Annotated in this window: 11 protein-coding genes; 2 read left to right on the forward strand and 9 right to left on the reverse strand. The window is 53.1% G+C overall.

Going from position 1 to position 15,429, the window contains the following annotated elements; all coding sequences use genetic code 11:
* Positions 1–50: 50 nt before the first annotated feature.
* Genes OGY35_RS00105 through OGY35_RS00115 form a run of 3 tightly spaced genes read right to left on the reverse strand, consistent with a single transcriptional unit; the run spans position 51 to position 3,546 of the window.
* A complete protein-coding gene (locus OGY35_RS00105) occupies positions 51–1,400 on the reverse strand; it encodes an MFS transporter (protein ID WP_152401912.1) in 1,350 nt (449 codons plus the stop codon).
* A 20-nt stretch (positions 1,401–1,420) separates the two neighbouring features.
* Entirely contained in the window at positions 1,421–2,338 is a 918-nt protein-coding gene (locus OGY35_RS00110) for a hydroxymethylglutaryl-CoA lyase (protein WP_286631108.1), read from the reverse strand.
* Between the two features lie 11 nt (positions 2,339–2,349).
* Positions 2,350–3,546 carry a CaiB/BaiF CoA transferase family protein gene (locus OGY35_RS00115; RefSeq protein ID WP_152401908.1) on the reverse strand — a complete coding sequence of 399 codons (1,197 nt, stop codon included), beginning with the start codon at positions 3,544–3,546 and terminating at the stop codon, positions 2,350–2,352.
* A gap of 235 nt (positions 3,547–3,781) precedes the next feature.
* Here OGY35_RS00115 and OGY35_RS00120 point away from each other — a divergent pair, with 235 nt between their 5' ends.
* Positions 3,782–5,707 (forward strand): sigma-54-dependent Fis family transcriptional regulator, encoded by a 1,926-nt coding sequence (locus OGY35_RS00120; protein ID WP_286631109.1) that lies wholly within the window; start codon positions 3,782–3,784, stop codon positions 5,705–5,707.
* A 216-nt stretch (positions 5,708–5,923) separates the two neighbouring features.
* Positions 5,924–6,685, forward strand: coding sequence for an IclR family transcriptional regulator (locus OGY35_RS00125; RefSeq protein ID WP_152401903.1), 762 nt, complete (start codon positions 5,924–5,926; stop codon positions 6,683–6,685).
* An 11-nt stretch (positions 6,686–6,696) separates the two neighbouring features.
* On the opposite strand, the gene OGY35_RS00130 is transcribed toward OGY35_RS00125, so the two are convergent.
* The 6 genes from OGY35_RS00130 to lsrR all read right to left on the reverse strand — a co-directional run bounded on the left by OGY35_RS00130 (position 6,697) and on the right by lsrR (position 15,277).
* Positions 6,697–8,313, reverse strand: coding sequence for a glycoside hydrolase family 43 protein (locus OGY35_RS00130; RefSeq protein ID WP_286631110.1), 1,617 nt, complete (start codon positions 8,311–8,313; stop codon positions 6,697–6,699).
* A 10-nt stretch (positions 8,314–8,323) separates the two neighbouring features.
* Positions 8,324–9,703 (reverse strand): glycoside-pentoside-hexuronide (GPH):cation symporter, encoded by a 1,380-nt coding sequence (locus OGY35_RS00135; protein WP_286631111.1) that lies wholly within the window; start codon positions 9,701–9,703, stop codon positions 8,324–8,326.
* 330 nt (positions 9,704–10,033) lie between these two features.
* Positions 10,034–12,001: a YjhG/YagF family D-xylonate dehydratase gene (locus tag OGY35_RS00140; RefSeq protein ID WP_286631112.1), complete on the reverse strand. Its 1,968-nt coding sequence runs from the start codon at positions 11,999–12,001 to the stop codon at positions 10,034–10,036.
* A gap of 255 nt (positions 12,002–12,256) precedes the next feature.
* A complete protein-coding gene (locus tag OGY35_RS00145) occupies positions 12,257–12,607 on the reverse strand; it encodes a cupin domain-containing protein (protein WP_046487256.1) in 351 nt (116 codons plus the stop codon).
* Positions 12,608–12,619: 12 nt separating this feature from the next.
* Complete coding sequence (gene lsrK, locus OGY35_RS00150) at positions 12,620–14,212, reverse strand: autoinducer-2 kinase (protein ID WP_286631113.1); 1,593 nt, start codon at positions 14,210–14,212, stop codon at positions 12,620–12,622.
* 108 nt (positions 14,213–14,320) lie between these two features.
* On the reverse strand, positions 14,321–15,277 hold the full coding sequence (gene lsrR, locus OGY35_RS00155; RefSeq protein ID WP_152406252.1) for a transcriptional regulator LsrR: 957 nt from the start codon (positions 15,275–15,277) through the stop codon (positions 14,321–14,323).
* Positions 15,278–15,429: the final 152 nt, after the last annotated feature.

Here is a 15,429-nt window from a genome sequence, read left to right on the forward strand (position 1 = left end):
CGGCGAAGTGCGGGTAAGTCCACGAGCTTACCCGCACTTCATCACGCCGGTTACCGGTAGTTGACCTTCATATTTTTCGACAAGGGTTCAATGACCGTGGAGACCAGAATAAAGCACAGAACACAGAACCCGGTCATCGCCATGAACACCGCATCCCAGTTGTAGGCATCCAGAATTATGCCCACAATCAGCGGCATACACATTCCGCCCAGTTGTCCGCCCATGTTGATCACGCTATAAGCGATCGGGTAAATGTCTTTATTCGCCCGTCCCATCGCGTAGACCGAGTAAGCCGAATAGCCCAGCGACAGCATCAGCCCCAACAGGAACAGCATCAGCGACAGAACGATTTTGCTTTCCGGCGCATAAACCAGCGAGTACATGGTGAAAATCGTCGCCCCGGCACTGAGCAACATCAGCGGTTTACGCCGCTTGTTCAGCACCCGGTCGGAAAGAACGCCGCCAATAAAGTTGCCCATTACCGTCCCGAGGAACGGTGCCGCTGCCAGTGCGGCAGAACTCGTCAGATCGAATCCGCGCTCGGTGATCAGATACTTGGGCAGCCAGGACATCAGCACGCTGACGATCCCCACCATCGAAAAGTATCCCAGCGCGACGCCGTAAATATCCCAGCAGCGGAAAACCTGCTTCGAACAGGACAGTTCTTCCACCTGCTTTGTGCGAATCAGCTTGTCGAGCCAGCAATAATTGAACTCTGGCGCGACCGGTGCGGCGGCTTCCTGGGTCGTCGCCGGAAGCTGTTCTTCGCGGATATAAGCGACTTCTTGCTCATTAACGAAGCGGCTTTCTTCCGGCTTATTGCGAACCATCAGATACCAGAAGATCGCCAGCAGCATGCCCGGAATAGCAAAGAAAACAAAAATATAACGCCAGCCCCAGACGGTGATTATCCATGCGCACAGCGGCGGGACAATCAGCGGACCAAACTTGGATCCCGCCAGAAACAGCCCGGTCGCCGTCCCTTTCTCCTTCGACGGGAACCACTGGTTAATGGTCACCGTCGAGCCAATGACCACCGGCGACTCACAGACGCCCACCATAAAACGCAGGATCTTCAGCAGGAAAATGTTATTCACCATCCCCATCAACCCCGTAAACACGGAGGTTAATAACATCCCCATCGCAAAGGCATTACGCATCCCGAATTTCTTAATTAAATACCCGGCAGGGATCTGAAAAAAAGCATATCCGGCAAAGAACAGGCTGATCAACAACCCGGCCATGGTATTCGAGATTTGAAACTCTTCCTGAATAAACGGAATAGCAAAGCCGATATTCGCGCGGTCGGCGTTCGCCACGGTGTAGGTAACAAAGATAAAACTCATGACCCACCATCTGTAATGGGTCATCTTCGGTTTCCCGATATTATTATTCATCATGTCTGTTTCCGTATCAGAGGTCAGAATTGTTCGCTGCAAAAATTAAATTCACCGTAGGTTCTGGCACGCGAAAGACTGCTCAACAATACCGGCTCGATCGTGCTGCGGATCAGGTTTGCGATATCCAGCAGGTCAGGCAGGGAAATCCCCGTATCGAGCCCCATTCGGTTAAACATATTCACCGCATCCTCGGTCGCCGCATTGCCGGCGGCGCCTGGCGCGAAAGGACACCCGCCCAGTCCGCCGACGGCGGTCTCAAAGCGCGTGATCCCGGACTGGACGCCGGCAAACATGCAGGCCAGCGCCATGCCGTGGGTATTATGCAGATGCAAACCAATATCCATTTTGGGGAATTTCTGCTGGATCCCGTGCAGCACGGACAACGTCTGAGTCGGGTTGGCGACGCCGATGGTATCGCACAGGGTGATCGCCGAAATCCCGAGGTCATCCGCAAACTTGATCATATCCATCAACGTTTCACGACTCGTCTCGCCAATAAACGGACAGCCAAATACCGTCGCCAGCGACAGCGTGATGGTCATATCCGCAAAGGCCTGGCGAATGTTATAAAGATCCTCCAGCGATTCGGCATGGGTCCGGTTAATGTTGGCCTTGTTGTGCGCCGGGCTGACCGAAACGACATAGTTAATATTTTTAATACCCGCCTCATTAGCGAGGCTGGCCCCCTTTATGTTCGGTACTAACACGGAGGGAATAATATGCGGATGCGTGGTCAGAACATGCTGAATAACCTCACGGGCATCACGCATTTGTGGGATCGCTTTCGGGCTGACCATCGAGGTGATTTCCATCGCACCGATACCCGCCTCAACCAGACGATCGATAATTTTTATTTTTAAATCGGTGGGGATAAACGTTTTGATATTCTGAAAGCCGTCTCTCGGTCCCACTTCCGTAATCTGGATAAATGTCGACATGGTGAAATCCCTTACAGAATGCCTGAACGAATGAGTTGCTCAATTTTTTCATCTGAATAGTTCAGACGTTCTTTAAGCACTTCGTAATTGTGTTGACCGAGCGTTGGCGCAGGCATTCTGATGGTTGCCTTGTTATGCGTGAATTTAACCTGATTGCCGGTCATGGTAATTTTCCCGGCGACCGGGTGTTCAATATCGACAAACATTTCGCGGGCTCCGGCAATATGTGGATCCTGCGTCACGCGGTCAATGGTATTGATCGGCGCAGAAGGAATACCGGCATCCAGCAGCAACGTCACGATGGTGTCGATATCTAAATCGCGGGTCCAGCATTCGATTATTTCTTTCAGTTCGGCGTGGTGGGCGACACGGTCGAGGTTAGATTTAAATTTCTCATCTTCCAGGGCGCTTATTTGCAGGACGTGTTTCAGTAGACCGTATAATTTGTCATTACCGCAGGCAATAATGACGTAGCCATCACGCGCCTGGAAAGAGTCATACGGATAAATCGCTTCATAACGGTTACCAATACGCGTCGGAATACGTCCGGTATTAAGGTAAATAATGTTGATAATTTCCAGTGACGATACCATCGAGTCGACCAGCGCAATATCCACTTTTTCACCGACACCGGTTTTCAGGCGATTAACGTAAGCGGCAAGGACGCCGATGGCGCAACTCATTCCGCCAACCACATCGGCAATGGCTGTTCCGGTACGAGTAGGCGGTGTATCAGGCCAACCGGTGGTGCTCATCAATCCACTCATGGCCTGGCCGATAATGTCGTAGCCCGCGCGTTTCGAATACGGTCCGGTATGACCAAAGCCGGAAACCGCGCCGTAAATAATCGCCGGATTTACTTTGCGTAAATCCTCATAACCGAGCCCCAGTTTTTCCATCACCCCTGGGCGATAGTTTTCCAGCACCACGTCGCTGTCGCGGACTAAATCGAGGAATATCTGTCGACCTTCTTCCGATTTAAGATTCAGCGTCATCCCGCGCTTATTGCGGTTTAAATTCATGAAATAGGCACTTTCGCCATTTATCTGCGGCGCGTTAGCCCGCGAATCATCCCCTTTTCCCGGCAATTCGATTTTAATGACATCTGCGCCGAAATCCGCCAGCATCATCCCGCAATAGGGACCAGCCAGTACCCGGGTTAAATCCAGAACGCGAACCCCACTTAATACACCAGACTGTTTATTCATTCTTTCCCTCACTTTTTATTGGATAGTGCAACAAGGCTGCTCGCCTGTACCCTGTGCAATCCAAGATGCGTGCCAGAAATGAATAAAACAAAAATGAACATCATAACCAGATGATATTACTGACCTTATTGATTTTTATTATTTATATGAAAGAGGGGAAAACGCCTTTCAATTTTGAAATCTATAACAGTTGTGATATTGATTTGTGATAGCCACAAATTTTACATGGTGATTTATGTCACACAAAACATTACCCAACCTGGCCTTGATTACCCCCTATCCGGCACTGGCAGCCGTTGTTACTGAACAATGCGCCGGTATTTTTAATTGCCATGTCTTTCACGGCAGTCTGGAAAAAGCGGCGGGGATCGCCCGCAATCTCGATCCTGATTTTTATGACATCATTATTAGTCGTGGCGGTACGGCGGACTATATCGATCGCGTGACTAAAATTCCCGTGGTGCGTATTCTCACGTCCGCGCTGGATTTACTTAAATCGCTCACACCGCTGAAAAAACATCCGCATAAAATCGCTTTTTTTAATTATCAGAACTATTTATCTGACGTAAATCTGGTAGCGACCGCACTGGAAGTGGAGATTGAAGAATTTATCTTTCTGTCGCACGCCGATATGGTCGATAAACTCAAAAAATGCCGCGCGAGAAATTTCCAGACTGTAGCGGGAGGATTACCGGTCTCAGACACGGCAGAGCACTATGCGATGCAGGGAATTTTGATCGAAAATGGCCTGGAATCGGTGAATAGTGCCCTGCGCGAGGCGATGGCTATCGTTGAGACAACTCACCGCAAGCAGCAGGATATGGCGCGCCTGGAGATCATCCTCTCCTCGATTACGGAAGGGATCATCGTTACCAATGAAAATAACGAGATCCAGATTTTCAATAAATCCGCAGAAAACATATTTGGCCTGATGGCCTCGCAGGTGATTGGCAAACCGGTGGATACCGTCATCAAAAATACGCGGATTAATCAGGTATTGCTGACAAAATCCCCCGAAATTCGGGAGATTATGGATCTGGACAATACGTCCATCATTACCAGTCGGGTGCCGATATTTCGTGGAACGCAGTGTATCGGAGTGGTGTGCTCGTTTACCGATACGCCGCAAATTCAAAAAGTGGAACGGATTATTCGTGGCAAGCTGATGAAAAAAGGCTTCACCGCCCGTTACCGGTTTGAACATATCCTCACGCAAAATAAACACATGGAGTCGGTGATTCATCTGGCAAAAATTTATGCGAATACCCACTCCCCGGTGATGATTTATGGAGAATCCGGCACCGGTAAAGAGTTATTCGCGCAAAGTATTCATAACCAGAGTAAACGCCACCGGGGTCCTTTTGTCGCCATTAACTGCGCCGCCATCCCGGAAACCCTGCTGGAAAGCGAACTGTTTGGTTATGAAGGCGGCTCCTTTACCGGGGCGCGGCGCGAAGGAAAAGAAGGTCTGATTGAACTGGCGCACCAGGGAACCTTATTTCTCGATGAAATTGGCGAACTGCCGCTACCCATTCAGAGCCGTTTATTACGCGTCTTACAGGAATACGAAATTATGCGCGTGGGGGGAAAGGACATTATTCCTGTCGATGTGCGGATTATTGGCGCCACCAACCGGTCGCTGGAGAAAATGGCGGAGGAAGGCTCGTTTCGCGGCGACCTCTATTACCGTCTAAATGTCTTACCGCTGATGGTACCGCCACTGCGGGAAAGAGAGGGCGATGTCCGTTTTCTGGCTGACCACTTCCTCGAAAAATCGGGCTGTGGGCATAAGCTGGCGCAGTTCATCGCCCTGTTTTCCACCTACAACTGGCCGGGAAACGTGCGCGAACTGAATTTTATCATTGAACGGCTGGTGCTATTATCCGCCGGATTCCCCGACGCTTCGCTGTTTGAAATATTAAATCTCACCGGTTTTAACGCGCTTAAATCCTTCAACTCGTCACAGGCGACTGGAACGATCGTCGCGGATCTGAGTAAGGGGCAACTGAAAGCCGTGATTAAAGATCTTGAGCGACAGATTATTGCGTTCTATATGGATCTTTTTGAACAGGATCAGGAGAAAGTCGCCGCCCATCTGGGGATCAGCAAAATGAGTTTATGGCGCAAGTATAATCAGAATGTCTTTGAGTTGGGGGAATGAGAGAATTTGCAGACTTGAAGGATAAGTTTGCAACGAGATGCCTTCAACGCAGCCAGGGTAGCGAGAGTTGCCCCACCCGTAGACTACACAAGCATCGGGCAATCCTGCGCTTATCCGGCCAAAAACGTGCATCATGCAAGCGTGTCCGGCATTGCTTTTCCGCAACGAAAATAGTACGGTCACACAAGAAAAATCCTTCGTGGACGGTGGAAAATTATGCCAATAATTCAGTCTGTTGAACGTGCTTTGCAGATCCTCGACTTGTTTAATGAACAGGCGACGGAACTCAAAATCACCGAGATAAGCAAACTGATGGGATTGAGCAAAAGTACCCTCCACTCGCTCCTCAAAACGCTTCAACTGCATGGCTATATCGATCAGAACCCGGAAAACGGGAAATACCGCCTGGGGATGAAGCTGGTCGAGCGTGGCCACTTTGTTGTTGGCACGATGGATATTCGCCAGAAGGCAAAAAGCTGGTTGACCCGTCTCTCGCAGGAAACGGGACAGACCACGCATCTGGGGATTCTGGACGGCAGCGAAGGCGTCTACATAGAGAAAATTGAAGGTAAGCAGGCTGCCATCGCCTACTCGCGAATTGGTCGACGTTTGCCCGTTCACGCCACGGCTATCGGTAAGGTACTGCTCGCCTGGCTGGATGATGAAGAACTTGCCGCGGTGTTAGAGGGGTATCAGTTCAACGGCTTTACGCCCTCCACCATTACCGATCGTGCCTCGCTGCTTGCCGAGCTGAAAGAAACCCGCCGCAACCGGTATGCGCTGGATAACGAAGAGAATGAGCCCGGCGTGCGCTGCGTCGCGGTACCGGTCTGGAATCATGAATCGCGGGTTATCGCGGCCCTGAGCCTCTCAACCCTCACTTCTCGCGTTAACGACAATGAGCTGACCGCCTGGCGTCAGAAACTGATGGATGCCGGGCTGGGGTTGTCGATAACGCTGGGCTACCGTCAACCCTAGCCAGCGTCTCGCTATACGTTGGGCTGATAAGAGAATGTCGCGAAATCGGCGTAGCAGCCGTCGCCGCTGATATCCTCACAGTGCAAACCGACAAATGCCCCGGTAAAGAAGCCTCTGCCGCCAATATAGTCATCCGAAAGTTTCCACGCCTCAAACGTTAGCGGAATGGTCTGCCAGCGATCGCCATCGAATGAGTAGCTATAGCGGTATTCCAGATGGTCCACATCCACGCGCAGCCAGACGTTTTCCGCATTCTCCGGCACCAGAATCGGATTATCGTAAAGATGCCAGTGCGCCACGTTGTGGTCGAGCTGAATAATCTTCAGCGTCCGCCCGCGCCCCTCTTCCCAGTCCATAAAGCAGTATGTCCAGTTTTTACTGTTGTAGTAACAGGTTAGCCCTGCGCTTTGTTGAAAGTAGCGAGGGGAAAAAGCCATCTGCGTTTCAGCACGGAAACAGAAATGCTGCCAGCGGCGGGCGACCGTTGACTGGGTAAAGGTGGAATTCAGTGAATCATTGCCATACAGACGTAAAAATCCGGGTCTGGCGGTAAGCGAGCCAAGCTGGTCATCAAACGGGATACGCAGGGTCTGCAGTTCCGGGTCGAGCCTTTCACTGTCAAAATCCGTCCGCCACGCCCCCGTTCCGGCGGCGGCCTGCTCCGCCATCCGCGGCCCCGGCACCGTCAGCGCGGCATGTTTACCCCCCTCCACATAGGGCCAGCCGTCACGCCACTCGATACGCGCAATCCCTGTCTCACGCCCAAGCGGACAGTATCCCCGCCCGCCCGCCGCTAATCGCGGGATTCCCGGAAGATGCAGCGGGCGACTGGTCAGATACGCCAGATACCATTCGCCTGTATGCGTCTCCAGCAATGAACCATGACCACTCTTCTGTAACGGATTTTCCGGCAGATGCCAGCTGGTCATCATCGTCACATCAGGATGCAGCTCGTATGGCCCATCAATATTTTTCGCCCGCAATACCACCACGGCATGTTCGTAGCTGGTTCCTCCTTCCGCGACCACCAGATAGTAATAGCCCTCGCGGCGATAAATATGTGCCCCTTCGGTATAGCCTAACGGTGTACCGGTAAAGAGCGTTGAACGATGCGGCGAAAGCGTTTGTGTGTCAGCGAAATACTCCTGCAGCACAATGGTGTTATGGGGGTTACTGTGATGGCGTGGTCCCCACGGGCGATAGATATAGTATTTTCGTCCATCCGCGTCATGGAAGAGTGAAGGGTCAAACCCGCCGTTGCCCATTGGAACGGGTGCGCTCCACGGTCCTTCAACAGACGGGGCGGTAACCAGGAAGTTGCGGCCATTTTTCCATGGCGAATCAACGATTTTAACGTCGGTATACAGCAGCCAGAATTTGCCATCGGCATAGCTCAGGCAAGGTGCCCAGATGCCGCCAGAGTCTGGATTGCCTTTCATATCCAGTAGCGCCACGCTGTCGAGCGGTGTACTGACCAGAGACCAGTGTTTCAGGTCGCGAGAATGATAAATACGCACGCCAGGAAACCATTCAAAGGTTGAGGTGGCAATATAATAATCTTCCCCCACGCGGCACAGAGACGGGTCCGGGTTGAAGCCGGTCAGGATCGGGTTTTCAATCTGATACATGGTTCTCTCCTCAGTTCACCGCCACAGCGGCATCGGCAGGGTTTTTCTCAGGCTGCGCGGTGCGCTGACGTTGCAGTTGCTGGCTGATCTCTTCCACACGCTTGCTGCTCAGTTTGTAGAACGAAAGCAGCGTAAACATACCGACGTAAAGTATGACCGGTACGATACAGAAGAGGATTTTGATGGTTGTCAGGACGTTATCTGGCTGCACGGCGTTACCTGCCGAGTAGCTGGAGAAGGCAAGGATCCAGCCCACCAGCGCGCCACCAATGGCCAGTCCGATTTTCAGGCTGAAGAGATAGGTAGAGAATACCAGGCCATCGAGGCGACGCCCGCTTCGGCTCTCTTCGTAATCCACCACATCAGAGGCCATCAACCATTGCAACGGGGTGGTGGTATTAAAGACAAACAGGAACAAAATATTCAGCGCAAATATCAGCGCGATATTGTCCGACGGAATAAAGAAAATACTCAGGCTGATCAGTGAGTAGATGCCGATAATCCACTTAAACGACGTGACGCGGTCAAAGCGACCGAGCAGACGGGACGAACACAGGGAGCCAAACATGGTCGCCAGGCTACCATAGAGCAAAAACTGCGTTGCCAGTTCAGGGTGGTCCATCACGTATTTTACAAAATAGAGCGTTGCACCGCCGCGAACAACGTTCGAACCGGTTGCCATCATTTTAAAGACGCACATAATTCGCCACTGGCTATTGCCCATCAGCAATTTAAGGTCTTTCTTAACAGAGGATTCAGGTTGAATCTCGAACGTGTAGCGTTCTTTCGTCGTAAAGAAGCACACAAACAGCAGTATCACACCGCAAATACCCAGCACACACATCGCGCCAAAATAGCCGACTTGCTCATCCCCCTTACCGATAATTTTCACCAACGGCAGGGCAATACCGCTAATAGCTAATGAACCCGCAGCGGCCAGGAAAAAACGCCACGATTGTAAAGCATGACGCTCTTTTGGGTCAGCGGTAATGGCGCCGGGCATTGCACAATAGGGGACATTAACGAAGGTATAAACCAGCGTCAGTAAAATATAGGTGACAGACGCGTAGATAATTTTACCCTGAGCGGAGAAATCTGGCGTATAAAACGTTAATACGCAGACGATGCCAAACGGGATGGCCCCCCACAACAGATAGGGACGAAACTGGCCGTAGCGGGTACGCGTTCGATCGACCATTAACCCCATTAATGGATCGGTTATCGCATCCAGCACGCGCGAAATCAGGAATAATGTGCCCATCACGCCTGCGGAAAGGCCAAAGACATCCGTATAGAAATAGGCCAGTAAAAACATCGTGGCCTGCCAGACAAACCCGCAGGCGGTGTCCCCCAGTCCATAACCAATTTTATCTTTCATTGTTAACTGCATTTCTACCTCCAGATCATATGAGAGAAATACGTTCCGAATGACCGGGACCTACAAAATTAAATATCTGAACGAGAACTTTGTGAGGAATACACCCTTTATCCGTGTGCTTACCAGATGATGCTTACGAGGAAGATTGTAGAGAGAGATTAGATGAGGCAACAATTGTCATATTTGCTTTAGTGATTATGTATTTTAACTTCTGTGATAACGATGCACTTTCCCGAAAAATAAAAAAAAGCGACCCTCCCGTACAGGATAATATATTTCAGACTCATGTTATCAGTCGCCGAAAATAGTTATTCGGCGACTCAATAAATTAATTTTAATTATTCAAAGCCCAAGCGCTTTTTTCCCGGCGTTAATCACCTCAATAATTTTATCGGTATCATAGATACACCCTTTCCAGGTGCCACCACTGACGGCCTGCAGCGCGGCCCACAGTCGCGTATCGTCAGGCAGATAGTCATGAGCCTTCAGGTCGGGATGTAACTCGCGCGCCGCCAGTACCGTCGCGCCCTCTGCCGGCGTCAATCGTGCTTGCGCACTGCCGATAAAGTTCACGCTGCCTTTCAATGACAGGCGATCGACCACGATTTCAATCACATCCCCCGTGCGCAGTTTGCCAATAGGCCCTCCCGCCAGCGCTTCCGGCGCAACGTGCCCCAGGCAAGCGCCGGTGGATACGCCGGAAAAACGGGCATCGGTAATGAGCGATACGGTTTTCCCCCATGAGATATGCTTCAGCGCCGAGGTGAGCTGGTAAGTCTCCTCCATGCCGGTGCCGGATGGCCCGCCACCGATGATTACCATGATATCGCCCTGCTGGATCTGCCCCTGTTTGATGGCTTTGATCGCCGCCTCTTCGGAGACAAAGACGCGTGCCTCGCCCGTATGGCGATACACACCGTCCTCATCCACCACTGACGGATCGATAGCCGTCGCTTTGATAACTGAACCTTCAGGCGCGATATTGCCCACCGGGAATGCCACCGTGGAGGTCATCCCTTTGGCTTTTGCCCCCTCCGGCGACAGGATCACGTCATCCGGATCCACACCGTCCCGATCGCGCAGGCACTGGCGGAATTTCACCCGTCGTTCGGCGTGCTCCCACCAGTCGAGATTTTCACCGAGCGTCTGCCCGGTCACCGTCATCACATCTTCATGCAGTAACCCCAGTCGACGCAGGTGCAGCATCACCTCCGGCACACCTCCCGCCAGGAATGCGCGCACCGTCGGGTGATAATCCGGCCCGTTAGGTAGCACGCTGACCAGCCGCGGCACCTTGCGGTTGATGGCGCTCCACTGCGCCACATCCGGCAGGCGACATCTGGCGGCATGGGCGATAGCCGGTATATGCAGCAGCAAATTCGTCGATCCCCCGAAGGCCGCGTGCACCACCATCGCATTCTCTATCGCTTTATCGGTGAGGATGTCGCGGGCGGTAATCCCCTTCTCATCCAGCGCCATCACTGCCCGTGCCGACTGACGCGCAATCTCCAGCCACACCTCCTGGCCTGATGGCGCCAGCGCCGAGTGCGGCAGCGCCAGTCCTAACGCTTCCGCCACCACCTGCGAGGTCCCTGCGGTGCCCAGGAACTGACATCCGCCGCCGGGCGACGCGCAAGCGCGACACCCCAATTCGGACGCCTCTTTCAAACTCAGTTCGTTATTCGCGTAACGCGCCCCGATGGTTTGTACCTTTCCGGCATCTTCGCCAAAGGTTGGCGGCAGTGTCGCCCCGCCCGGCACGAGGATCACCGGCAGATCGTGCATTGACGCCAGCGCAATCATCGTCGCGGGTAAGCCCTTATCGCAGGTTGCCACGCCAATTACCGCCCGCCGTGTCGGCAGTGAACGAATCAAACGACGAAAGACAATCGCCGCGTCGTTACGATAAGGTAGCGAATCGAACATCCCGTGCGTCCCCTGCGAGCGACCATCACACGGGTCGCTGACAAACGCCGCGAACGGAATACCACTCAGGCGGGTGATCTCCTTCGCCGCCGCCGACATTTGCAGGCCAATCTCCCAGTGCCCGGTGTGATAACCGAGTGCGATGGGACGACCATCCGAATGGCGAATCCCCCCCTGGGTGCCAATCAATAGCACTTCTCTGCCCGTGAGCTTGTTAGCATCCCAGCCCATTCCGGCATTTTGCGTCATGCCAAAAAGATTGCCGCTGGGGGATTCCAGTAACATCTGCGGCGTCAGCGGCAACGCGCCCTGGGGGCCGGCTGCGTGGGTTTTCACCGCATAGAACTGTTCGTCCTGCGGCGTAAAAATGGTGTTGATAGACATCTTCTCACTCTCCCGAGCGACGGGGTTCAGGCGCTCCAGTGTTGTTCTACATTATAGAACAACGTTCTTATTTATAAATTCACTGTAATGCAGGCCGTGCGTAGAGGTAAATCAGAGAGAGCGGCAGTCTGTGTGTTTTTTAGCCTTGATCACAAAATGGTGAGCAACGAGATGTAACGAGGAGGAAATCGCAGCGAAACGGTCGGATAACAAATGGCTATCCGACCGCTGATGTCTATTAACAAATCCCGGAAGCTAATACCCGGCAGGCTCGACGGGATGGCTGTCACCCGGTATATGGGGGGATTTCACAAAGACACCTTTCCACGGCACATCCCCGTTGTTCACCAGAAAATGCGCTTCACCGGGATCGCAGTGCAGAACATCCCCTGAGCCTAACGTGTAGGGCTCACCGTTCAGGTACAGCGTCACTTCGCCTGCCAGGGTATAAAAAATTTCACAGGCTTCGATGTGCTGATGATTGGGAAAAGACTGACCGGGCTGGAGCATGACGACGCCCATGTCACATACCGGACCGCGAATGAGATACTTCGGACCACTGTCGCCAAAACGGTACTCATGCTGCGCTTCATTCGATTTAATCATGACGATCTCCTGTTATAAACCCGGCGCTTTCCACAGCGAGGTGGTCAACCCGTGATCGACCAGACCTAACTGTTCCTGATATACCGCCTGCCATTTTTCTCGTGATTCCCGATAAAGCTCATGTTTCTCTTTGTCTGGCACATGCTCCCGCTCCCAGCGCACCAGTCGTTCACCGGTCTCAGCCATGGATGACCAGATCCCTGCCCCGACGCCGGCGGCAATGGCGCAGCCCAGCGCCGTTGCCTCTTTGACCACCGGAACATTGACCGTCAGCCCTGAAACGTCCGCCAGAATCTGGCTCCAGAGCTTGCCCTTCGAGCCTCCTCCCGCAAACACCAGCGACGTGGGATGGATCCCCGTAAAATCAGCGATTTGCTGCAAATTGCAGGTCGACACAATGGCCGCATTCTCTTCCAGCGCGCGGAACAGCGTGGCCTTATTGCATTTTTCCGGATCGATGGACAGGTTGATAAATGAAGGGGCGGCGTGATACCAGCTTTTGAAACGCATCCGGTCGGAGAAAATCGGCATCACTCCCCATGCGCCTGCCGGTACCCTGGAGGCCATCTCTTCCAGGAGCGTGTAGGTGTCGACGCCCAGACGCTCGGCAATCAGCTTTTCTTCGGCGCAGAAAGCGTCGCGGAACCAGCGCATCGTCAGACCGGTAAAAAAGCTGATGGATTCGGTTTGTACCATCCCCGGAATGACGTGTGGATTAATGCGCACGTTCATCTCAGGATCAACAATCGGCGCGGGTAAATTCACTACCTGCTGCCAGAATGTTCCGCCCAATACGGCGGTTTGCGCCGGACGTACGACCCCAAGGCCGAGGCAGCCCAACTGAACATCTCCGCCTCCGACAACCACCGGCGTGCCTGCTTTCAACCCGCACTGTGCGGCGGCCTGGGCCGTCACTTTTCCCAGCAGCGTCCCGGTCTCTTTTACCGGTGAGAGAATATCCGAGCGCAGTCCGGCCATCTGTAGCAATGACGGCTTCCAGTCACGCGTTTTGAGGTCCAACAGGCCTGTGGTTCCGGCATTGGAAGGATCCACCGCCAGCTCGCCGCTGAGCATGTAGGCCATCCAGTCGCTGATCATCGTCACCGTCGAAGCGCGACGATAGATATCCGAACGATGGTGCGCCAGCCAGAGCAGACGCGGGATGGCGCTCAACGCCAGCGTCTGACCGGTGCTGCGATAAACCTCGCTTTCGAAGGTGTAGTCGTGGATCTCCTTCAGTTCGCTGACTTCCCGTGCCGCTCTGGCATCCACGTTTGCACAGGCCCAGACGGGCGTTCCCTCTGCGTCATAAACCACAATGCCTTCGCGCATCGAACAGGCGGAGACAGCAGCAATCGCTTCCGGCGCAATCCCGGCGTGATGTAATGCCTGACGGATGCATTCACAGGCCAGTTGCCAGTTTTTCCCCAGATCAAACTCCATTGAGCCGGGAACATCCGGTACGGCAAGGTGCCGCCATTCCGCTTGTCCCACCGCGATTTGTTTGCCTTCAAGGTCGAAAATCACGGCACGGACGCTTCCGGTTCCGGCGTCCAGTGCCATCAGGTAATGTGCTGATTCAGAGAGGGTACAGGGTCGGGCCATCGTTTTTGTCCTCGGCTTATTATATCTGTCAGGTCGTCAATGCTTTCTCCACGGTACAAACGGAAATTCTGTTACTCCCCTGCCGGGCGCCTGCACGGCAGATACGCATTACTGCCCGCTGACAATGGCGGCGGCAGTTTCCTGGTCGGTGACCAATGCGTTGATATAACCCCCTTTCATCGCCGCAGCGATCGCTTCCGCTTTATTCACGCCCCCGGCGACGCCGATCACGGTCGGGATCGTCTTCAGGGTATTGAGGGTTAACCCGATCAGTTCATCGTGGATCTTCATCTCCGAAATCACCTGCCCTTCGCCATCGAAGAAGTAACCCAGAATGTCGCCCACGGCCCCTTTGCGGCCAATCATCAGTTGTTCACCCTTAGTGATATAGCCTGAGCGAATAATGGTGGCCTCATCTTTCTGGTTGATTGCGCCGATGCCGACAATCGCCGCATCGGCAGCCTGGGCGGCCAGCAGGACATCCTGGACGCTGTTTTCATTTTTTAACGTCTGGGCAATCTCCGCTGAGGAGGCGCGAAGCGGCGCCGGAATAATACTGACCGGACAGGCCGCGTTGAGCTGTCCAATCCCGGTCATGTATGGCCCCACGCCACCCGACAGCGTCACCAGGCGAATTTGCTGAGCAGAGATAAATCCGCTCAGCCGCTTTAAGGTATTCATGGTCGCCTCACCGAAGCCCGCCGCCAGAATCTGCTGCGGCTGGAGTGACTCCATCAGCATATGCGCCGCGCCGATCCCCAGGCGAACGCAGGCATCCGCGCCGGGAAGTCCCGGGATGACCCGCACATTGTTCAGGTCAAAGCGACGACGTAATTCGGTTTCATATTCCAGACAGCCTTCAAAGCGAGAATTAATCTGGACGCGAATAATCCCGGACTGATGCCCCTTCTCCAGCAGCCGCGACACCTTCAGCCGCGTCAGCCCCAGTCTGTTGCTGATGTCGCTCTGCGTCATACCGTCGTGGTAATAGAACCACGCAATGCGCGCCACCAGCTCTTCTTCACACATCCCTTGCTCGGAAATCATCGGGTCATTAATAGTCATCATTCTGTCTTCACTTTGAACATATCGAATTTCTGAACACAATTGTTCATTCATTGGTCGTTAATAACTGTGATTAAACCCACATTTCAGGGGCTTTCGTTTGAACAAATTTAATATTGATGATCATTTTAGCATAAAACGTGATCTATTCG

The sequence above is a fragment of the Citrobacter sp. Ct235 genome (assembly GCF_030332305.1).
Taxonomy (GTDB): Bacteria; Pseudomonadota; Gammaproteobacteria; order Enterobacterales; family Enterobacteriaceae; genus Citrobacter_A; species Citrobacter_A telavivensis.